We start from the raw sequence: 21,240 nt of genomic DNA on the forward strand, positions 1-21,240 counted from the left end.
CGACCACTCACGTCCCCACCCCCGCTGCACTCCAGACCGCTCACGTCGCTACCTCCGCTGCGCTCCGGCACCGACGTGCGTCAACACTGAACCGATTGTTCGCGGCCCCTCCGCTGCGCTCCGGACCGCTCACAGGACCAGCTCCGCCAGTTCCGCCGCCCGCGGCCCCTTGAGCAGCTTGATCGCCTCTTCGACGCCGGTCGGCCCCAGGCCGTACGACGGACAATCCCTCCGCAGCGTGCACGCCCCGCACGCGGGCTTGCGGGCGTGGCATACGCGGCGGCCGTGGAAGATCACGCGGTGCGAGAGCATGGTCCAGTCGCGCGGGGCGAAGAGCGCGGCGATGGCGAACTCGATCTTCACCGGGTCTTCCTCGGCGGTCCATCGCCAGCGGCGCGTGAGCCGCTGGAAGTGGGTGTCGACGGTGATCCCGGGCACATCGAAGGCATTGCCGAGGATGACGTTGGCGGTCTTGCGGCCGATCCCGGGCAGCGCGACGAGCTCGGCGAGCGTGCCGGGCACCTCGCCGTCGTGCCGCTCGACCAGGGCCTGGCCGAGGCGGATCAGCGAGTCGCTCTTGTTGCGGAAGAACCCGGTCGGCCTGATGAGCTCCTGCATCTCCAGCGGGTCGGCCGCGGCGTAGGCGGCGGCGTCCGGGTAGCGTGCGAACAGCTTCGGCGTCACCTGGTTGACCCGCTCGTCGGTGCACTGGGCGGAGAGGATCGTAGCCACCGCCAGCTCGAGCGGGCTGGTGAAGTCCAGCTCGCAGTGCGCGTCGGGGTGGATCAGCGCGAGGGCGCGGCCCATCCGCCGCGCCCGCCGCTTCAACGCCAACGCGGTCTCGGTCACGCAACGACAATACGTCGCCCGCGATCGAGGCCCCGATCGAGCGACCATCGGCCGTCGCCTCCGGGTTGAGCCGATCAGCCGGTCGGCGGCGTGATGGTGCCGTCCGCGGCGATCTTCGCACCGGTGGTCGGGAAGTCCTGCTTGCTGAGGTCGGACACGAACGGGATGGCCTGCTTCTTGGGGTCGGGCTTGGGCAGGCCGGGCGCGACCATGTAGGTGGCGGTCAGCGATCCGCCCTTCCAGGTGCCGTCGGCCAGCAGCCGGACCTTGAGCACGCCGCCGATGCCGACCGTGCCGTTGTAGCTCAGCGCCCGGTAGCCGCCGAAGTTGCCCAGGCTGTAGGCGATGAGCCGGCCCTTGTAGAACTCCATCGCCCGCATGACGTGCGGGCCGTGCCCGATGACCAGGTCGGCGCCGGCGTCGACGACCCGGTGCCCGAAGGCGATCGGGTCGCAGCGGTTCTCGCCCAGGAACATCTCGGTGCCGGGCTTCACGTGGGTCTTGTCCGAGCCCTCGGCGCCCTGGTGGACCTGGACCACGACGAGGTCGGCCTTGGTCGCCGCCTCCTTGATGATCTTCTCCGCGCCGTCGAGGTCGGAGCAGAGGTTCGACCAGGTGTAGGAGGCGAACCCGACCACGGCGATCTTCACGCCCTTGGCCTCGCCGACGGAGATCATGCCGGGCCAGCCGGTGTACTTGATCCCCGCGCCGTCCAGCGTCTTCTGCGAGTTCTTGTAGCCCTGCTCGCCGAAGTCGTAGGCGTGGTTGTTCGCCATGTTCATCATCATGAAGCCGGCGTCCTTGAGGTTCTGCACGAACGCGGGCGGCGTGCGGAACGCGAAGCAGGTCTTGCCGACGGTGTCGGCCGAGCACTTGCCGACGCCGGTGTCGTCGGTCAGCACCTGCTCGAGGTTGCCCATCTGGAAGTCGGCGACGAGGTACTCCTTGACGGGGTCGAAGAACCCCTTGCCGTTGTTCGGCGGCAGCCCGCCCGGGGCCATGCCCATGACGATGTCGCCGGTCGCGCTGAGCGTGATGCCGTCGGCCGGGCCGCCGGCCGCGCCGCCCTGCGGCTGGGCCGAGTCGGCGGGCGCGGAACTGCCGCCGCCACCGGCCGCCTGCTGCGTGGTGCTCTGCCCGGGGGACGGCTTGTCGTCGCCGCCGAGGAAGGTGGCCGCGCCCGCGGTGCCGGCGCCGATGACGACCGCGGCGACCGCGCCCACGATGATCGCCGTGCGGCGGCCGCCGCCCGGGCGCTGCGGCGGGGGGTCGCCGGGCAGGGGCAGCTTGCGCCGGCCGGCGCGCTCGTCCGGCTCGTAGGCGCGGGCGGAGTACAGGTCCTCGGGACGGGTCGCGCGGGGGTACGGCTCGCCGCGGGACGGGCCCGGGATCGGCTCGCGGCCGCCGCCGTAGAGCGGGCCGGTGGCCGGCGGGGCGCCGTACACGCCGCCGGTGCGCTCCTCGCGGGGGTCTCGACCCGCCGCAAACCCGTCGAAACCTCCCGTGCTCGGGCCGTAACCGCCGGCGGGCCCCGTCGGTTGATCGGATGGGGAGCCCGCTGGGACGCCGCGCCCGGTCCGGTCGTCGCGCCACTCGGGCCCGTCCGGCTGGCGAGAGGGTCCGCCGTACACCGTCATGTGATTCCCCACTCCAGCACTCAGCGATGTCCGACGCGAAGATATCGCACCCCGGCGAGGGGCGGACCGCCCTTGTGCGCGACAGCCCCGCCGCAGGTCGGCGAGTAGCATGAGCATGCTCCCACCGTCCCAAACGCGACCCCGTATGCATAAACTGACGTTCGCGCGGTCGCTTGCAAGCGGACGACGCGCCGACGGAGTAGAGGTGGACGCGATGGACGAGGTACTGACGCGCAGCGGCATCTTCCAAGGGGTCGAGGCCGAGGCGGCGGAATCCCTCGCCAAGGAGATGGAGACGATCGACGTCCGCAAGGGCGAGGTCGTGTTCAGCGAGGGCGAGCCCGGCGACAGTCTGTACATCGTGCTGTCCGGCAAGATCAAGGTCGGGCGCCGCGCGGCCGACGGCCGGCAGAACCTGATCGCGGTCATGGGCCCGAGCGACATGGTCGGCGAGCTGTCCCTGTTCGACCCCGGCCCGCGCACGGCGACGGCCACCGCGGTGCTGGACACCCGGCTGGCCCGGCTGCGCAAGCAGGCCCTCCGCCCCTGGCTGACCAACCGGCCGGAGATCGCCGAGCAGCTGCTGCGGGTGCTGGCCCGGCGGCTGCGCCGCACCAACGACGCGCTGGCCGACCTCATCTTCACCGACGTGCCTGGCCGGGTGGCCAAGACGCTGCTGCAGATGGCGGGGCGCTTCGGCACCCGCGACGGCGGCGTGCTGCGGGTCAACCACGACCTCACGCAGGAGGAGATGGCCCAGCTCGTGGGCGCCTCGCGGGAGACGGTGAACAAGGCGCTGGCCGACTTCGCCTCGCGCGGCTGGCTGCGGCTGGACGGCAAGAGCGTGATCATCATGGACCCGGAGCGCCTGGCCCGCCGCGCGCGCGTCTGATCCACAGCAGCACCGCCCGACACCCCTGAGCCGCCCCCGCAAAGGGCGGCTTTGTGTTTGTGTACTCGAAAAACAATCAGGCTTGACTGTTTGTTTTTCGAGGTACACCCTGGACCCATGACCGCACAGCAGGAGCGAAGCCGCGTCACCCAGCGGCGCCTGCTGGAGGCCACCGTCGAGTGCCTCTACGAGTTCGGCTGGTCCGGCGCCACCACCACGGTCATCGCCGAGCGGGCCGGCGTGTCGCGGGGCGCCCAGCTGCACCACTACCCCACCCGGACCGCCCTCGTGCTCGCCGCCGTCCAGCACCTCGCCGAGCGCCGCGCCGAGGAGATCCGCACCGAGGCCACGGCGCTGACCGGCGACCGCGCCGAGCGGGTCGACCGCGTCGTCGAGCTGCTCGCCTCGGCGTTCACCGGCCCGCTGTACGTCGCCGCGCTCGAGGTCTGGGTGGCCGCGCGCACCGACGCCGAGCTGCGCGACGCCCTCGTGCCGATCGAGGCCCGGGTCGGCCGCGAGATGCACCGGCTCGCCGTCGAGCTGCTCGGCGCCGACGAGTCCCGGCCCGGCGTGCGGGAGGCGGTCCAGGCCACCCTCGACCTGCTGCGCGGCCTCGGCGTCGCGAACCTGCTCACCGACGACTCACCGCGGCGCGCCCAGCTGCTCGCGGCCTGGAAACAGCAGCTGGAGAAGATCCTCTAGGAGGGGCGATGGTGCTGCTCGACGACGTGCTGCGGGACCTGGAGGCGGAGTCCGAGGCGCTCGACCGGCTGGTCAGCGGGCTGAGCCCGGACCGGTGGAGCCGCCCGACGCCCGCGCCCGGCTGGAGCGTCGCGCACCAGATCGCCCACCTGCACTGGACCGACGGGATGGCCACGCTGGCCAACGCCGACCCGGCCGGCTTCATCGCGCGGCTGACCGAGACGCTCCAGGACCCGGAGACGCTCGTCGACCGGGCCGCCGCGGCCGGCGTGGCCCCGCCCGACGAGATGCTCTCCCGCTGGCGGGCCGGGCGGGCCGCCCTCGTCGCGGCGCTGACCGCGGTGCCGGCCGGCGAGCAGCGCCCCTGGTTCGGCACCGCGATGTCGCCGGTGTCCGCCGCCACCGCCCGGATCATGGAGACCTGGGCGCACGGGCGCGACATCGCCGAGACGTTCCCCGGCGACGAGCGGACGCGCGAGCACCTGCGCCCGACCGAGCGGCTGCGGCACGTGGCCCACATCGGCTTCCGCACGATCGGCTATGCCTTCGAGAGCCACGGCCGGCCGGCCCCGGCGGCGCCCTTCCGGGTCGAGCTGGACGCCCCCGACGGGTCGGTGTGGACCTTCGGCCCCGGGCACGCACCCAACCGCGTGCGCGGTCCGGCCCTGGACTTCTGCCTGCTGGTCACCCAGCGCCGGCACCCGGCCGACCTGGCGCTGCAGGCCGCGGGCGACGACGCGGCGGCGTGGCTGGGCCTCGCCCAGGCGTTCGCCGGCCCGCCCGGCGCCGGCCGCGAGCCGAGGGCGGCGGCGCGATGAGCGTCCTGCGCATCGGCAACGCGTCGGGCTTCTACGGCGACCGGGCCACGGCCTGGCGCGAAATGCTCGACGGCGGCGAGCTCGACGTCCTCACCGGCGACTACCTGGCCGAGCTCACGATGCTCATCCTCGGCCGTGACCGCCTCAAGGACCCGCAGACCGGCTACGCCAAGACCTTCCTGCGCCAGTTGGAGTCCGTCCTCGGTACCGCGCTGGAGCGCCGCGTCAGCCTGGTGACCAACGCCGGCGGGCTCAACCCTGCGGGGCTGGCCGAGGCGATCCGCCGGCTGGCCGCCCGGCTCGGCCTCGACGCCGCCGTCGCCCACGTGGAGGGCGACGACGTCACCGCCCGGGCCGCCGAGTTCGGCCTGCGACAGGCGTTGACCGCCAACGCGTACCTCGGCGCCTTCGGCATCGCCGAGTGCCTCACCGCCGGCGCGGACGTCGTGGTCACCGGCCGGGTCACCGACGCCTCGCTGGTCGTCGGCCCCGGCATCGCCCGCTTCGGCTGGACCCGGGCCGACCTCGACGCGCTGGCCGGCGCCACGGTCGCGGGTCACGTGCTCGAGTGCGGCGCGCAGGCCACCGGCGGCAACTTCGCGTTCTTCACCGAGCTGGCTGACGGCGGGCGCCGCCCCGGCTTCCCGATCGCCGAGCTGCACGCCGACGGCAGCGCGGTGATCACCAAGCACCCAGGCACCGGCGGGGCCGTCACGGTCGAGACGGTGACCGCGCAGCTGCTGTACGAGATCGCCGCGCCGGCCTACCCCGGCCCGGACGTCGTCGCCGACTTCGCGAGCATCCGGCTGACCCCCGACGGGCCCGACCGGGTGCGCATCGACGGGGTGCGCGGCGGGCCGCCGCCGGACACGCTGAAGGTCGGCGTGAACGCGCTCGGCGGCTTCCACAACGCGATGACGTTCGTGCTGTGCGGGCTGGACATCGAGGCCAAGGCGGCCCTGGTGCGGGCCCAGCTGGAGGACGCGCTCGGCCCGGACGGCCTGGAGTTCGCGCTGGCCCGCACCGACCACCCGGACGCGGCCGAGGAGGCGGCGGCCAGCGCGCTGCTCACGGTGCACGTGCGCGACGGCGACGCCAAGCGGGCCGGCCGCACGTTCTCCCAGGCCGCCGTCGAGCTGGCGCTGGCCTCCTACCCGGGCCTGGCGCTGACCGCCCCACCCGGCGACGCCACGCCGTTCGGGATCTTCACCTCCCATGCGGTACCCCAGGGCTCCGTCCCCCACGTGGCCGTGCTCCCGGACGGCACCCGCCGCCCGGTAGATGCCCCTCGACCCCAGAAAACGGCGACAAGCCCGAACAATCGGGATGCGCCGATATCCGGGTTTTCCGGGCAAACCGTAAGAGCCCCGCTCGGCCGGCTGTTCGGGGCACGATCCGGCGATAAGGGCGGGGACGCCAACATCGGGGTCTGGGCCCGCGACGAGCGCGCATATGCGTGGCTGAGGGCCGAACTCACCACCGAGCGGCTCAAGCAGCTGCTCCCCGAGGCCGCGCCGCTCGATGTCGCACGATACGAACTGCCCAACATCAGGGCCGTCAACTTCGTGATCCACGCGATCCTGGGTGCGGGAGTCGCGGCCAGCACCCGCTTCGACCCGCAGGGCAAGGCGCTGGGCGAGTGGCTGCGCTCCCGAGTGGTGGACCTGCCCGAGGAGCTCCTCGCATGAGCGGTCCGGAGCGAAGCGGAGGGGCCGCGAACAATGAACGCAGCTTTGGCTCAGGCCGGCGCCGCAGCGTTGCGGAGGTGACGGCATGAGCGGTCCAGAGCGAAGCGCAGGGGCCCGGGCGTACGTCCGGCAGGTCGCCGTCCGTGTCGCAAGCGGCGAGCGGCTCGTTACGGAGGTGGCGATGGCGAAGAACACCGCGGTCGCGGCGTGCGACCACGTCGTCAACGAGGGCTCGATGGGGCTTCGCTCTGATCGGCCCAGACCGGGCAACGCTCGCATTCTGGGCATCGGCGGCGGCACCACGGAGATCATGAACGAGATCATCGCGAAGCAGTTGGGGGTCTGAGGCATGCCGGTGTTGACGAGCAACCTCGCCCCGCACGGGACTGCCTACTTGGAGAACCGCCAGGCGATGCTCGAGCGGCTGACCGAGCTGGATTCGGCGTTACGGCAGGCACGCGGCGGCGGGGGCGAGAAGTACATCACCCGCCACCACGCCCGCGGCAAGCTGCTGCCCCGCGAGCGCATCGAGCTGCTGGTCGACCGCGACTCGCCGTTCCTGGAGCTGTGCCCAGTGGCCGCCTGGGGCACCGACTACCCGGTCGGGGCCAGCATGGTGACCGGCATCGGCATCGTCGAGGGCGTGCCCTGCGTGATCGTGGCCAACGACCCGACGGTGCGCGGCGGGGCGGTCAATCCCTTCACGTTGAAGAAGACCCAGCGGGCCGCGCAGGTCGCCCGGGAGAACCGGCTGCCGCTGGTCAACCTGGTCGAGTCGGGCGGGGCCGACCTGCCCCAGCAGGCGGAGATCTTCATCCCGGGCGGCGCGGCGTTCCGGGACCTGACCCGGCTCTCGGCGGCGGCCATCCCGACGGTCGCGGTGGTGTTCGGCAACGCCACCGCCGGCGGCGCCTACGTCCCCGGCATGTCCGACTACACGATCTTCGTGCGCGACCGGGCCAAGGTGTTCCTGGCCGGCCCGCCGCTGGTGAAGATGGCGACCGGCGAGACGGTGGACGACGAGACGCTCGGCGGCGCGGCGATGCACGCCACCCGCTCGGGCCTGGCCGACTTCGTCGCCGAGGACGAGCGCGACGCCCTGCGGCTGGCCCGCGGCTGCATCCGCAACTTCGCCGCCCCGGTCGGGCGCCGCTACGGCAGCGAGCCCAAGTTCGACGCGGACGACCTGCTCGGCATCCCCAGCGCGGACCTGCGGGTGCCGTTCGACCCGCGGGAGATCCTGGCCCGCATCCTCGACGGCAGCGAGTTCGACGAGTTCAAGCCGGCCTACGGGCCCGCGCTGTGCACCGGCTGGGGCGAGATCCACGGCCACCGCGTCGGCGTGCTGGCCAACGCCCGGGGCGTGCTGTTCTCGGCCGAGGCGCAGAAGGCGGCCCAGTTCATCCAGCTGGCCAACGGCACCGGCACCCCGCTGGTCTTCCTGCAGAACACCACCGGCTACATGGTCGGCAGCGAGTACGAGCAGGGCGGGATCATCAAGCACGGCGCCCTGATGATCAACGCGGTGGCCAACTCGCGGGTGCCGCACCTGACGGTCAACATCGGCGCCTCCTACGGCGCCGGCAACTACGGGATGTGCGGCCGGGCCTTCGAGCCGCGGTTCCTGTTCACCTGGCCCAACGCGAAGTCGGCCGTGATGGGGCCACAGCAGCTGGCCGGCGTGCTGTCCATCGTGGCCCGGCAGGCGGCCGAGGCCAAGGGGCAGGTGTACGACGAGGAGCAGGACCGCACGATGCGGTTCATGGTCGAGCACAAGGTCGAGCAGGAGTCGGCGGCGCTGTTCCTCTCCGGCCGCCTGTACGACGACGGCGTGATCGACCCGCGCGACACCCGCACGGTGCTGGGCATGTGCCTGGCGCTGGTCGGCACCGGCGAGCACGCCCAGTTCGGCGTCTTCCGGCACTAGCTCTGGCGACAATCGGCCGTTGCGGCACGAGGGGGATTTGGCACTGTGATCAGAAGGCTGCTGGTAGCCAACCGCGGGGAGATCGCCCGCCGGGTGTTCGCCACCTGCCGGGCGATGGGGATCGAGACGGTCGCCGTCTACTCCGACGCCGACGCCGACTCCCCGCACGTCGCCGAGGCGGACTACGCCGTGCACCTGCCCGGCAATACGCCGGCGGCGACGTACCTGCGCGGCGACCTGCTGATCCAGGCCGCCCGCAAGTGCGGCGCGGACGCCGTACACCCGGGATATGGCTTCCTCTCGGAGAACGCCGAGTTCGCCCGGGCGGTCATCGACGCGGGCCTGACCTGGGTCGGGCCGTCACCGAAGGCGATCGCCGTCATGGGCTCGAAGCTGGAGGCCAAGGCGCTGCTGGCCGAGGCCGGGGTGCCGATGCTGCCGACGGCCGTCGACCCGGACGAGGTCGACACCTTCCCCGTGCTGGTCAAGGCGTCGGCGGGGGGCGGCGGCCGCGGCATGCGGATCGTGCGCGACCGCGAGTCGCTGGCCGAGGCGGTGGCCTCCGCGCGGCGCGAGGCGTCGGCGGCGTTCGGCGACGGCACGGTGTTCTGCGAGCGGTACGTCGAACGCGCCCGCCACGTCGAGGTCCAGATCATGGCCGACACGCACGGCAACGTGGTCCCCCTCGGCGAGCGCGAGTGCTCGATCCAGCGCCGGCACCAGAAGATCCTCGAGGAGACCCCGTCCCCGGCGGTCGACGGCACGCTGCGCGAGAAGCTGTGCCAGGCGGCAATCGCGGCCGCCCGGGCGGTCGGCTACGTCGGCGCCGGCACGGTGGAGTTCCTGCTCGCGCCGACCGGCGAGTTCTTCTTCCTGGAGATGAACACCCGCCTGCAGGTCGAGCACCCGGTCACCGAGTGCGTGATCGGCGTGGACATGGTCCGGCTGCAGCTGGTGGTGGCCGAGGGCGGCCCGCTGCCCTTCCAGGGCCCGCCGCCGCTGCGCGGCCACGCGATCGAGGTCCGGCTGTACGCCGAGGACCCCGCCTACGCCTGGATGCCCTCCACCGGCACGCTGCACCGCTTCGACCTCCCCGGCGTCGCCCACACGTTCGGCCCGCTGCCGGCCCCGGGCCTGCGCCTGGACTCCGGCGTGGTCGACGGCTCGGTCGTCGGCGTGCACTACGACCCGATGCTCGCCAAGCTCGTCGCCTGGGCGCCGACCCGGGCCGAGGCCACCCGGATGCTCGGCGGGGCCCTGGCCCGGGCCCGCATCCACGGCGTGACCACCAACCGCGACCTGCTGGTGCGGGTGCTGCGGCACTCGGCGTTCCTGTCCGGCGGCACCGACACCGGCTTCCTGGACCGCCACCCTGAGGTCTTCGCCCCGCTGCTGTCCTCGGTCGACGCGGTGCGCCTGTCGTGCCTGGCCGCGGCGCTCGCCGGGGCGGCCCGCCGGGCCAAGACCGCCCTGCTGCCCGGCCTGCCGTCGGGCTGGCGCAACGTCCCCAGCGCCCTGCAGACCGTCGTCTACGAGAGCCCGACCGGCACCATCGAGGTCGGCTACCGCCTGGACCGGGCCAACGACCTGGCCGCCTGGGCGGTGCGCCGCATCGACCCCGAGGACATCGGCCTGCCCGGCGCCGGCCTCGACCCGGCCGGCGCCCCCGACCACCCGCCGGCGGCGATCCTCTCCGCCACCGGCGAGCGGGTCGTGCTCGACGTCGGCGGCGTGCGACTGCAGTTCGCCGTGCACGAGGTCGACGGCGTGTCGTTCGTGGACAGCGCCGAGGGCTCGGTGACCCTGACCGAGCTTCCGCGCTACCCGCTGCCGGCCGCCGAACAGCCCGAGGGCTCCCTCATCGCCCCGCTGCCGGGCGCGGTCGGCCGGGTGCTGGTCGTCCCCGGCCAGCGGGTCACCGCCGGCGACCTGCTGCTCACGGTGGAGGCGATGAAGCTCGAGCACCCCGTGCACGCCCCCACCGACGGCGTCATCAGCGACCTGCGGGTCGCGGCCGGCTCGCAGGTCGAGTCCGGCGCGCTGCTGGCGGTGCTATCCCCTCACTAGGAGTTTCGTTGAACTTCGACTACACCCCTCAACAGCAGGACCTCCGCGACGCCGTCGCCAAGCTCGGCAAGCGCTACGGCCACGAGTACTTCGTGCGCAAGGCCAAGGCCGGCGAGCACTCCGACGAGCTGTGGCAGGAGGCCGCCCGCCTGGGCTACCTGGGCGTGAGCGTCCCCGAGCAGTACAACGGCGGTGGCGGCGGCATCACCGAGCTGGCGATCGTCTGCGAGGAACTGGCCGCCGCCGGCACGCCGCTGCTGCTGCTCGTCGTCTCCCCCGCCATCGCCGCCACGATCGTCGCCAAGCACGGCACCGAGGAGCAGCGCCGGACGATGCTGCCCGGCTTCGCCGACGGCACCCTGAAGGTCTGCTTCGCCATCACCGAGCCGGACGCGGGCTCCAACTTCCACAAGCTGACGACGGTCGCCCGCCCCTTCGCGGGCGGCTACACGCTGACCGGCCGCAAGGTGTACATCTCCGGCGTCGACGAATGCTCCAAGATCATGATCGTCGCCCGCCTGGAGGACGAGCGCACCGGCAAGCTCAAGCCCGCCCTGTTCGCGGTCCCGGCCGACGCCCCCGGCCTGACCGCCACGAAGCTGGACATGGAGATCGTCAGCCCCGAGAACCAGTTCCAGCTGTACCTCGACGACGTCCGCGTCCCGTCGGATGCCCTCATCGGCGAGGATCCGGAGGCGGGCCTGCCGGCGCTCTTCTCCGGCCTCAACCCGGAGCGCATCACGGTGGCCGCGATGGCCTGCGGCACCGCCCGCTACGCCCTGGAGCGCGCCTCCACCTACACCGCGACCCGCGCGGTCTGGGGCCGGCCGATCGGCACCCACCAGGGCGTGGCCCACCCGCTGGCCCACGCCCACATCCAGGTCGAGCTGGCCCGCCTGATGGTCGCCAAGGCGGCGGCCCTCTACGACGCCGGCCGCGACCTGGAGGCCGGCGTGGCCGCGAACATGGCCAAGTACGCCGCCGCCGAGGCCGCCGCCCTGGCCGTGGACACGGCCATCCAGTCGCTGGGCGGCAACGGCATGACCACGGAGTACGGCGTCGCCACCCTGCTGGGCGCCGTCCGCGCCGGCCGCATCGCCCCCGTCTCCCGCGAGATGATCCTGAACTTCGTCTCCCAGCACCTCATGGGCCAGGAGAAGTCCTACTGACGAGTGACCGCCCCTTGTACGGCACGAACGGCGCGCGGCCGGGCAGCGCGCCAGGACAAGCCCTACTGACGACGGCGCCGGCGCCGGCCGCGAGGTTGCGCGGCCGGGTCGCGCTGTCGCCGTCGGCGAGTGTCCGCCCGCCCAGCGCGGCCCCGCAGCGCTCCGCTCCGCCGGATGCGCCGCCGGTGCCGCCCCGGCGCGGGGGTGGGCGCCGCGCTGTCGCCGTCGCGAGTGTCCGCCCGCCCAGCGCGCCCTCCAGCGCTCCGGTCCACCGGATGCGCCACCGGTGCCGCCCCGGTGCGGAGGTGGGCGCCGCGCTGCTCACCCCGACGGCCCTGGCCCTGCTCACCGAGCTGTTCCCGGACCCGAAGGAGCGCGGCGCGGCGGTCGGCGCTACCTGTGCAGTTGGTCGCCGGTCAGGGAGTCCTTGCCCTGGCCGGCCAGGCAGCGGTACGTCGTCGGGCCCGCCTGCTGCTCGGCCAGGCTCGGTAGCAGCACCTCGGTCCGCCAGGTCACCGCGCTGATGTTGACCGCGACCAGGGTGCCAACGCTGCACACCGAGCGCACCACCGGGTCGCGCTGGTCGGCGACGTGGCTGCCGGCGGGCAGGTCGCCGTAGGCGAAGACCTCCCACGTGTGGACGCCGGCGCAGTCCACCCGGGCGGGCTTCGAGTCGTAGCACTCCGCGACCGTGGAGCACTGCGCCCGGGTGTCGACGGCCGGGGTCGGGCCGCAGGTCGAGCGGGGCGGAGCGGCGATCGCCGACGCGGACGGGGCCGGGCCGGGCGAGTTGCCGCCGAACCCGTACGCAATCGCGACGCCCACCAGCGCCGCCACCGCCACCAGGCCGCCGGCCACGCCGATCCACAGGGCCCGCCGGCTCCCCCCACCCGCCCTGCCCGGGGTCAGGAAGGGATCGACGGGCGGCGCGAGCGGCACCTCACCGGACGCAACGCCCACGCCAGAAGCGAAGAAAGACCCGCCAGAACCGAGGCCACCGAAGCCAGGGCCGCCGAAGCCAGGGGCGGGGCCGGGGCCGGAGCCGGAGCCGCCGAAGCCGGGGATTAAAGGATCAGGGGCGCCGAAGCCCGGGACACCGAAGCCCGGGACACCGGAGCCGGGGGCGCCGGAGCCGGGGGCGCCGGAGCCGGGGGCGCCGGAGCCGGGGGCGCCGGAGCCGGGGGCGCCGGAGCCGGGGGCGCCGGAGCCGGGGATCAAGGGGTTGGTCGGCGGTTCCTCGGGGCCGGCCTGGTGCGGGACGGTCTGCTCCAGGTCGCGCGGAAGGCCCCCCATGAACGGCGAGTCCAGCAGCCGATCGGCCGGCGGGGGCGGCGGCGGAGGGGGCAGCGGCGGCGACGTATACACCGGCTCGAGCGGCGGCGAGCCCACCGGCGACACGATGACCTGCGGCGCCGGGTCCATGCGCAGCGCGGTCAGGGCGTCGCGCAGCTGCAGCGCGGTCGGGCGGGCGGACTCGTCGTTGGACATGCCCGCGCGCAGGATGGCCATGAGCTCGTCGGGGCAGCCCGGGACGTCGGGGATGTGCTCGTTGAACATGTCGACCAGGGACAGCAGGCTGGGCATCTGGTCCTGGCGCCAGCGGGGCGGGCGGCCGCGCAGCATGGCGTAGAGGGTGGCGCACAGCGCGTAGACGTCCGCGGCCGGGGCGGGCGGGGCGTGGCGGAACGTCTCGGGCGGGGCATAGGCGGGGGTCAGCACGTCCAGGGTGATCGAGACGTCGCGCCACTCGGCCAGGATGGCCAGGCCGAAGTCGGCCAGGGCGGGCTCGCCGAAGCGGCTGAAGAGGATGTTGGCGGGTTTGACGTCGCGGTGTAGTACACCCAGGGAATGCGCGTCGGCGAGGGCGTCGGCGATCTTGAAGCCGACCTCGCGGACCTCCTCGGGGCTCAGCGGGGCGGAGCGGATGCGCTCAGCATAGGAGCCGTCGCAGAGTTCCATGATCAGGTATGGGTGGCCGTCGCCGGTGACGCCGGCGTCGAACAGGTCGACGACGTGCGGGTGGCTGGACATGCGGCCGGCCGCGCGGGCCTCGCGCAGGAAGCGGCGGCGGTCGCGCTCGGTCTCGAGCGTGCGGTTCTCCACCTTGACGGCCACATCGCGGCCGACCGACTCCTGCTCGGCCCGGTAGACGGTGGCGTATCCGCCGCGCGCCAGCACGGAGAACCCGACCAGTCCGGGCACCGTGGGCAGTGGAGGCGATGCGGTCACGGCATAGACGATACGGCCGGGGTCTGACAATTCTTCGTCACGCATCGGCCACAGCCGCAATTCACGGCTCGACGACCGCCCCGACGGAGGCGTTGGCGGCGAGGGCCTCCTGCAGTACCGCCGCCGCATAATCGCGACCGCGCACGTCCTCCCCCGGGGAGATCTGCGCCTGCCGGGCCCAGTCCAGGGCCTCGGCGTTGCGCCCGGCGGCCAGCAGGGCGGAGGCGTAGGCGGCCACCGCCTGGCGCCGGGAGAAGATCACCGAGGGGGCGGGGCGGTCGGCGGCGACGCAGCCCAGCATCTCCAGCGCCGCCGGCAGGTCGCCCTGGGCCAGCCGGGCCAGGCCGAACAGCACCCGCGGGCCGACCTTGGCCGGCTCCAGCACGTCGTGGGTCTCCACCACCTGCAGCACCGCGCGGGCGTCGACCTCGGCGGCCTCCGGGTCGCCCCGGTCGAGGCTCACGAACCCGCGAATGGTGCGGGACATGCCCAGCAGCAGCGGGTGGCCGGTCTTCTCGCCGTACTCGGTGGCGTCGGAGAGCAGGTCGTAGGCGTGCGCCGGCTCGCCCAGCTCGCGCGCGACGACGCCCCGCACGACCAGCGCCAGGCCGCGGCCCCAGTCGTCGCCGGCCGCGGCGAACTCGCGGTACGCCCGGCGGGCCTCGCGGTCGGCCTCGGCCAGGTCGCCGCTCTCGGCCGCGGCGAATGCCTCGACCGCGCGCAGCGTGCCGACCGCCCACGCGTCGCCGACCCGCTCGCCGAAGGGCAGAAACGCCTTGGCCAGCCGCCGGGCCTCGCCGAGCCGCCCGGCCAGCAGCCGCACGAACGCGGTGGTGCCGCGCAGCCAGGCCCGCCCGACCGGGTCGCCGAGCTCGGCGAAGCGGCGGGCGGCCCGCCCGAGCGCCGCGTCGGCCCCGGCGAAGTCGCCGCGGGTGGTGGTGACCCAGGCCAGGTGCTGCAGCGACCAGGCCTGGGCGCGCCGGTCGCCCGCGGTGACGGCGACCTGGAACGACTCGGCGAACCGGCCGCCGGCCTCGGCCAGGCGCCCCTCGAGGAAGTCGGCCATGCCGAGGCGGCGCATGGCGTCGCCGCGCTCGTAGGTCAGCCGGGCCGCCGTCGCCGCCTCCAGCGCCTCGCTCAGCGTCTGGTAGCTGCGCCGGTGATCGCCCATCGCGCGATAGGCCCGCCCGGCCACGAGCAGCGCGCCGACCCGGACGGCGGCGTCGTCGCCCGCATTGGCGGTGATCTTCTCGGCGTACCCCAGCGCCTCCGACCCCCGCCCCAGCTGGAGCAGCGCCCGGGCGTGGACCAGCCGGTCGGCCGCCGGCAGCGTCCCGCCCCCGAGCGCGGCGGCCCGGTCGGCGGCCTGCGCGGCCTGCGCGGGCTCGCCCCCGGTCAGCGCGGCCCGGGCGGTGCGGCTCAGCGCCTGCACGCCCAGCGGCGCGGCCGAGCGGGCCAGGGAGTCCGGCCGCAGCCCGACCACGTCGGCGAGCCGGCCGGCCCGCTCGGCGTGCTCGGCGATGAACGCGTCGGCGGCGCCGAGGCCCATGTTGAGCCCGGTGACGTTGCCCGTGCCGCCGGCGGCGAGGTAGGCGTTGACCGCCGCCCCGGCCCACCGCGACAGCGCGGCGTGCCGCTCGGCGAGGTCGGCCTTGCCGATGCCCGCGTACGCGGCCTCGCGCAGCAGCGGCGTGGCGAAGGCGAACCCGCCCCGCCCGCGGCGCAGCATGCGGCGCTGCAGCAGCTCCTCGACGGCCCGCTCCAGCTCGACCGCGGCCACGACCGCGGGCCGGGCCGGCTGGCCGGGCGGGTTGAAGCGCAGCGCCTCCAGCGCCCGGGCCGGCACGGTGTCGCCGATGACGGCGGCGTCGCGCAGCACCGCCCGGGTGTCGGCCGGCAGCGCGTCGATGCGGGCGGCCAGCACGGCGGCGAGGTCGCGGGAGAGCAGCCGGCCGCCGAGCGAGCCGGGGGCGAGCCGCCAGCCGGGCGGGTCGGTGCCGGCCACGGTGGTCAGCGCGCCGCGCTCCTGCAGCAGCGTGACCAGCTCGGCCAGGTAGAACGGGTTGCCCTGGGCGGTGGCCAGCAGCCGGTCCTCGTCGGGCGGGGCCACGCGGCCGCCGCTGAGGTACGCGGTGAGCAGCCGGGCCGCGTCCGCGCCCCGCAGCGGCGGGATCGGCACCACCTCGGCGTCGGCGATGCGGGTCAGCACGCCGGCCGAGCGCACCAGCTCGGGCCGGCCGAGCAGCACGATGAGCACGGGGCCGGAGAGGCCCTCGATGGTGGCGCCGAGGGCGTCGAGGGTCTCGGCGGTGGCGTCGTGCAGGTCGTCGACGATCACGACCAGCGGCGTCTCCGCGGCCAGGCCGGACAGCAGCTCGGCGACGGCGTTGGGCACGGCGTCCAGGTCGAGCTCGTCGGGCTTGCCGCCGGGCGCGACCCAGGAGGTGTCGCCGACGTCCTCGCTGTACCCGATCAGGGTGAGCAGCAGGTCGCTGGCGAAGCGCGGCGGCTCCGGGCGACCTCGAGCGGCCCGGGCCAGGCGCTGGGCCAGCCGGCGCAGCCGCTCCTCGACCGCCTCGCGGGTCAGCACGGCGTCGGGTGGCAGGCCGATCGCGGCGCGGACCAGGTCGGCGAGGGGGGCGAGCCGGCGCCGCTCGCCGAACGCGGCGCAGTGCACCGACAGCACGCGGGCGCCGCCGCCGGGGGCGAACCCGGCGCTCGGGGCGTACCCGGCGCCGCCCAGGTAGCCGGCCGCGAACCGCTCGATCTCGCCGGCCAGCCGGGTCTTGCCCAGGCCCGCCTCGCCGGTGAAGACCAGCACGCGCGGCTCCTGCCGGTCGGCGATCTCGGCGAGGCGGCCGGAGACCCGGCCGAGCTCGGCCTCGCGCCCGACGAACGGCGCCTCGTCGCCCAGGCCGGAGCGGGTGCCCGGGGCGTCGAGCAGGCCCAGCAGCTCGAACGCGTCGACCGGCTCCCGCTTGCCCTTCAGCCGCAGCGGCCGCAGCGCCCGCCAGGACGCGAGCCGCCGGGTGGACGAGGAGGTGCGGTCGCCCGCGTACACCGCGCCGATGGCGGCCGCGTCGGCCAGCCGGGCGGCGGTGTTGACGGTGTCGCCGATGACCGTGTACTCGATGCCGGCCTGCACGCCGGCCACCACCGGCCCGGTGTTGAGCCCGATGCGCAGGCCCAGCGGGGCGCCGCCGCCGCGCTCGTCGTCGAGCACCCGGCGCACCGCCCGCTGCATCGACAGCGCGGCCCGCACCGCCCGCTCGGCGTCGTCCTCGTGCGCCACCGGCGCGCCGAAGACGGCCATGATCCCGTCGCCGGTCAGCTTGTCGACGTGCCCGCCGAACGTCTTCACCGCGCCGGCCAGGGCGGCCAGCACCCGGTCGGTGACCGCGCCGACCCGCTCCGGGTCGAGGTCCTCCGACCAGGCGGTGAAGTCGGACAGGTCACCGAACAGGACGGTGACGATCCGCCGCTCGGCCGCGGGCAGGGTGGCGGCCGCCGGCAGCGCGGAGCCGCAGTGGTGGCAGAACCGCGCACCGGGAACGGCCACGGTCCCGCACACCGAACACGTCACGCCGTCACCTCCACTGCGGTCCGGTGCCGCCGGGGCGACCCGGCCGTGGTTCCCGGTGCCCGGCCCCTCCGCAACGCTTCGGACCGGTCACGTTGCATCCAACCCGCCAACGGGTGGGTGTGATTCCCGTCGCAGGAAATCGAGCTGCGCACGCACGCTGAGCTCGGCGGCCGGCCACAGCATGCGGTCGACGTCGGCGTACACCCGGGCCACGACCTCGGCGGCGTCGGTCGCCCCGGCGGCCACGGCCGCCCGCACCTGCCCCAGCCGGGCCTCGCGGTGCGCGCGGTAGAACCGGGCGGCCACGCCGATGTCGCCGAGCGCCGGACCGTGCCCCGGCAGCGCCGGGCGCCCGTCGAGGGCGGCGAGGCGGCCCAGGCTCTCCAGATAGTCGCCGAGGTCCCCGTCTGGCCAGGCCACGACGGTGGTGCCCCGGCCGAGGACGGTGTCCCCGGTCAGGACGATTTCCTCGCCGCGGTACCGCACCAGGAAACACACGGAGTCCTTGGTGTGCCCGGGCGTGGCGATGGGCTCGACGGTGACCCCGCCGGCCTCCAGCCACTCGCCCACGGGCGGGTGGTACACCGGCGCCCCGGTCAGCTCGGCCAGCCGCGGCACGCCGTCGGTGTGATCGGGGTGACCGTGCGTGAGGACGATGGCGGCGACGGACCCATGGCCGGCGACCGCGCGCAGGTGGCCCTCGTCGAGCGGCCCGGGATCGACGACGATCAAGCCCTGACCGGGCGCTTGCAGCAGCCATGTGTTGGTGCCGTCCAGCGTCATCGGTCCCGGGTTGGGCGCGCGGACGAGCGTCACCCAGTCGGGCAACGCGGCGAGCACCTCGGCGGCGGGGGTGGTGATGTGGCTTACCACACGGGAATCGTACGGCGGGCCGCTTCCCCGGACACGTCACCCGACCGGCCAGTGACAAACCCGATCCGGCCGTTCCGGGCCGCCACTCAGCGTAATGACCGGCGCCGCAACTACGCCTTTGCGATATATCGGTAGTCGATCGCCAGGTGCCGGGCGGCGGCACTCGCGCGCCGCTCGCCCGGCTCGAACTCAGGCGAGCTCGAGAATCGCTTCGATCTCGACCGGGGCGTTCAGCGGCAGCGCCGAGACCCCTACCGCGCTGCGCGCGTGCTTGCCCGCCTCCCCGAACACCTCGCCGAAGAGCTCGCTGGCCCCGTTGACCACGGCGGGCTGGCCGGTGAAGCCCGGCGCCGACGCCACGAACCCCACGATCTTCACCGCCTTCGCCACTCGGCCGAGGCCGACGAGCGCCTCCACGGCGGCGAGCACGTTGACGGCCGAGCGGCGGGCCAGCTCCTTGGCCTCCTCCGGCGAGACGTCCGCGCCGACCAGCCCGGTGGCCAGCAGGGCGCCGTCGACGATCGGCAGCTGGCCGGAGACGTACACGTGGTTGCCCGTCTGCACCGCCGGCACGTACGCGGCCACCGGCGGCACGACGGGCGGGATCTGCAGGCCCAGCTCGGCCAGGCGTGCGTAGACGTCGGCCATCTCAGCCGGCCTTCGGGCGCTTGAAGTACGCGACGAGGTTCTCCGGGTTGGGGCCGGGCACGATCGCCACCAGTTCCCAGCCCTCCTCGCCGAAGTTGTCGAGGATCGCCTTGGTGTTATGAACCAGCAGCGGCGCGGTCAGATACTCCCATTTCTGCATGTGGGGACACTATCGTCGCGCTGCGGGGCGGCGTCGGGCACAGCCTGATATCGGGGTACCCCATGGCTCGCCCACGGCCGCTACTGTGAGCACCCGTCGCGTGTGTCGCACAGAGGTGGGAGAAATGACGCAACCGCCCCAGTACCCGGGCCAGCCGGAGTACCAAGGCCAACCCGGCCAGCCGGGGCAGGGCTGGCCGCCCGCTCAGCCGTCGATGCCACCCATCCCCGACCCGTACACCGCGCCGGTCCAGCCGACCTCGGGCCAGCCCTTCCCGGGCCAACCCTTCCCGAACCAGCCCTATCCCGGCCAGCCCGACTACGGGCAGCCTACCGGGCAGTTGCCGCCGACGGGCGCCTTCGGCCAGCCGACCGGGCCGTTCCCGGCGCCGACGGGGCAGTTCCCGACCGGGCCGGTGCCGCAGCCGGGGATGGCCCCGCCGTTCTCCGGGCCGCCGGCGCCGGTGTCGGGCATGCCGGTGTCGGGTTATCCGATGTACCCCCCGCAGCCTCCGGTGAAGAAGAAGCGCGGCCTGATGATCACCCTCATCGTGCTGGGCGTGGTGCTGGTGCTCTGCGGTGGCGGCGGCGCGGCCGCGTGGTTCGTCGTGCAGAACAACCAGGGCACCGGGGCGTCCACGCCGGTCGAGGCGGTCAACGGGTTCCTCACCGCGGTGTACAAGAACAACGACGCCGACGCGGCGCTGAAGTACGTGTGCTCGTCGTCACGCGACAAGGACAAGCTGAACGCCCGGGTCAACGACATCCGCAAGTTCAACGGGGCGCTGAGCAGCCCGACGTACACCTGGCCGGCGCCGACGGTCGAGAAGCAGGACAAGGACCAGGCCACCCTGGTCGTCGACGTCAAGGTGACGACGAGCGACGAGAAGGTCGCTGAGATGAAGTACAAGTACATCGCCACCCAGCGCAAGGGCTGGTGGGTGTGCGAGATCACCGCAGCGTGATCCTCGCGCCGACCAGGTAGCGTCGAGGGCGTGACGGCACGCGAGTCTTCGGACGGGCGGGGCGGCTACGGCTGGCCCGCCCGTCTGCATGTGGTCACCGGCAAGGGCGGCACTGGCAAGACGACGGTGGCCGCGGCCCTGGCGCTCGCCCTGGCCCGCGACGGCCGGCGGACCCTGCTCATCGAGGTCGAGGCCCGGCAGGGCATCGCGCAGCTCTTCGACCGCGATCCACTGCCCTACCAGGAGGTGCGCATCGCCACCGCGCGCGGCGGCGGGGAGGTGCGGGCGCTGGCGGTGGACGTCGAGGAGGCGCTGCTGGAGTACCTCGAGATGTTCTACCGCCTGGGCGTGGCCGGACGGGCCCTGCGCAAGATGGGCGCGGTCGACTTCGCCACCACGGTCGCGCCGGGGCTGCGCGACGTGCTGCTCACCGGCAAGATCAAGGAGGCGGTCACCCGGACGGTGGACGGCCGCCGGGTCTACGACGCCGTGGTGCTCGACGCGCCGCCGACCGGGCGGGTGGGCCGGTTCCTCAACGTGACCGCCGAGACCGCGCGGCTGGCCAAGGTCGGGCCGATCAAGACGCAGAGCGAGGGCGTCGCGGCCATCCTGCGCTCGCCGATGACCGCGGTGCACGTCGTCACACTGCTCGAGGAGATGCCGGTCCAGGAGACGACCGACGCGATCGACGAGCTGACCCGGCTGGGCATCCCGATCGGCACGGTCATCGTCAACGCCACCCGGCCGCCCGTGCTGGCCGGGGTCAAGCTCACCCAGGCCGACCTGCGCCGGGGCCTCGCCGCGGCCGGGGTGCCGGCCGACAAGGACCTGCTGGCCGGGCTGGTGGGCGAGGGGCGGGCGTACCAGACCCGGGTGGCCGCCGAGGCGTCGCTGCGCGCCGAGTTGCAGGGGCTCGGCCGGCCGGTGGTCGAGCTGCCGGTGGTGCCCGAAGGTGTGACGGCCGCCGCCCTCGAGTCGCTCGGTGATCTGCTCCTCACGTCTGCTTGAGGATGCTCGCAGCGGATACGCTCGCA

Annotated in this window: 14 protein-coding genes and 3 pseudogenes; 10 read left to right on the plus strand and 7 right to left on the minus strand. The window is 74.1% G+C overall.

The window, feature by feature from the left end:
- Positions 1 to 129: 129 nt before the first annotated feature.
- The gene (nth, locus tag AB0M46_RS20765) at positions 130 to 807 is read right to left on the minus strand and encodes an endonuclease III (protein ID WP_363338314.1); all 678 of its coding nucleotides are present in this window, start codon (positions 805 to 807) and stop codon (positions 130 to 132) included.
- A gap of 116 nt (positions 808 to 923) precedes the next feature.
- The gene (locus tag AB0M46_RS20770; protein ID WP_363338230.1) at positions 924 to 2,294 is read right to left on the minus strand and encodes a CapA family protein; all 1,371 of its coding nucleotides are present in this window, start codon (positions 2,292 to 2,294) and stop codon (positions 924 to 926) included.
- A 406-nt stretch (positions 2,295 to 2,700) separates the two neighbouring features.
- Here AB0M46_RS20770 and AB0M46_RS20775 point away from each other — a divergent pair, with 406 nt between their 5' ends.
- The 8 genes and pseudogenes from AB0M46_RS20775 (at position 2,701) to AB0M46_RS20810 (ending at position 11,749) form a co-directional block, all read left to right on the plus strand.
- Positions 2,701 to 3,378, plus strand: a complete 678-nt coding sequence (locus AB0M46_RS20775) for a Crp/Fnr family transcriptional regulator (RefSeq protein ID WP_363338232.1) — start codon at positions 2,701 to 2,703, stop codon at positions 3,376 to 3,378.
- Between the two features lie 117 nt (positions 3,379 to 3,495).
- Positions 3,496 to 4,080, plus strand: a complete 585-nt coding sequence (locus AB0M46_RS20780; RefSeq protein WP_363338234.1) for a TetR/AcrR family transcriptional regulator — start codon at positions 3,496 to 3,498, stop codon at positions 4,078 to 4,080.
- Positions 4,081 to 4,088: 8 nt separating this feature from the next.
- Positions 4,089 to 4,898: a TIGR03084 family metal-binding protein gene (locus AB0M46_RS20785; protein WP_363338236.1), complete on the plus strand. Its 810-nt coding sequence runs from the start codon at positions 4,089 to 4,091 to the stop codon at positions 4,896 to 4,898.
- Entirely contained in the window at positions 4,895 to 6,586 is a 1,692-nt protein-coding gene (locus AB0M46_RS20790; protein WP_363338238.1) for an acyclic terpene utilization AtuA family protein, read from the plus strand. Before AB0M46_RS20785 ends, AB0M46_RS20790 begins: the two co-directional genes overlap by 4 nt.
- Before the next feature lie 100 nt (positions 6,587 to 6,686).
- Positions 6,687 to 6,932, plus strand: a pseudogene (locus AB0M46_RS20795) (acyl-CoA dehydrogenase family protein); the annotation flags it as partial.
- A 3-nt stretch (positions 6,933 to 6,935) separates the two neighbouring features.
- Positions 6,936 to 8,513 carry a carboxyl transferase domain-containing protein gene (locus AB0M46_RS20800; protein ID WP_363338240.1) on the plus strand — a complete coding sequence of 526 codons (1,578 nt, stop codon included), beginning with the start codon at positions 6,936 to 6,938 and terminating at the stop codon, positions 8,511 to 8,513.
- Positions 8,514 to 8,558: 45 nt separating this feature from the next.
- Positions 8,559 to 10,580 (plus strand): biotin carboxylase N-terminal domain-containing protein, encoded by a 2,022-nt coding sequence (locus tag AB0M46_RS20805; RefSeq protein ID WP_363338242.1) that lies wholly within the window; start codon positions 8,559 to 8,561, stop codon positions 10,578 to 10,580.
- Positions 10,581 to 10,588: 8 nt separating this feature from the next.
- Entirely contained in the window at positions 10,589 to 11,749 is a 1,161-nt protein-coding gene (locus tag AB0M46_RS20810) for an acyl-CoA dehydrogenase family protein (RefSeq protein ID WP_363338244.1), read from the plus strand.
- 1,434 nt (positions 11,750 to 13,183) lie between these two features.
- Here the strand turns inward: AB0M46_RS20810 and AB0M46_RS20815 are convergent.
- From AB0M46_RS20815 to AB0M46_RS20835, 5 genes and pseudogenes are all read right to left on the minus strand, one after another.
- Positions 13,184 to 14,023 (minus strand): annotated as a pseudogene (locus AB0M46_RS20815) (serine/threonine-protein kinase); the annotation flags it as partial.
- Between the two features lie 49 nt (positions 14,024 to 14,072).
- Positions 14,073 to 17,561: pseudogene (locus AB0M46_RS20820) on the minus strand (adenylate/guanylate cyclase domain-containing protein); the annotation flags it as partial.
- Positions 17,562 to 17,648: 87 nt separating this feature from the next.
- The gene (locus tag AB0M46_RS20825) at positions 17,649 to 18,434 is read right to left on the minus strand and encodes an MBL fold metallo-hydrolase (protein ID WP_363338246.1); all 786 of its coding nucleotides are present in this window, start codon (positions 18,432 to 18,434) and stop codon (positions 17,649 to 17,651) included.
- A gap of 189 nt (positions 18,435 to 18,623) precedes the next feature.
- Entirely contained in the window at positions 18,624 to 19,082 is a 459-nt protein-coding gene (locus AB0M46_RS20830; protein ID WP_363338247.1) for a RidA family protein, read from the minus strand.
- A 1-nt stretch (position 19,083) separates the two neighbouring features.
- Positions 19,084 to 19,242 (minus strand): hypothetical protein, encoded by a 159-nt coding sequence (locus tag AB0M46_RS20835; protein WP_344618215.1) that lies wholly within the window; start codon positions 19,240 to 19,242, stop codon positions 19,084 to 19,086.
- Positions 19,243 to 19,366: 124 nt separating this feature from the next.
- Here AB0M46_RS20835 and AB0M46_RS20840 point away from each other — a divergent pair, with 124 nt between their 5' ends.
- Positions 19,367 to 20,206, plus strand: coding sequence for a hypothetical protein (locus AB0M46_RS20840; protein WP_363338249.1), 840 nt, complete (start codon positions 19,367 to 19,369; stop codon positions 20,204 to 20,206).
- Positions 20,207 to 20,236: 30 nt separating this feature from the next.
- Positions 20,237 to 21,214: an ArsA-related P-loop ATPase gene (locus AB0M46_RS20845; protein ID WP_363338250.1), complete on the plus strand. Its 978-nt coding sequence runs from the start codon at positions 20,237 to 20,239 to the stop codon at positions 21,212 to 21,214.
- Positions 21,215 to 21,240 lie beyond the last annotated feature (26 nt).

It is taken from the genome of Dactylosporangium sp. NPDC051485, from assembly GCF_040682015.1.
Lineage (GTDB): Bacteria > Actinomycetota > Actinomycetes > Mycobacteriales > Micromonosporaceae > Dactylosporangium.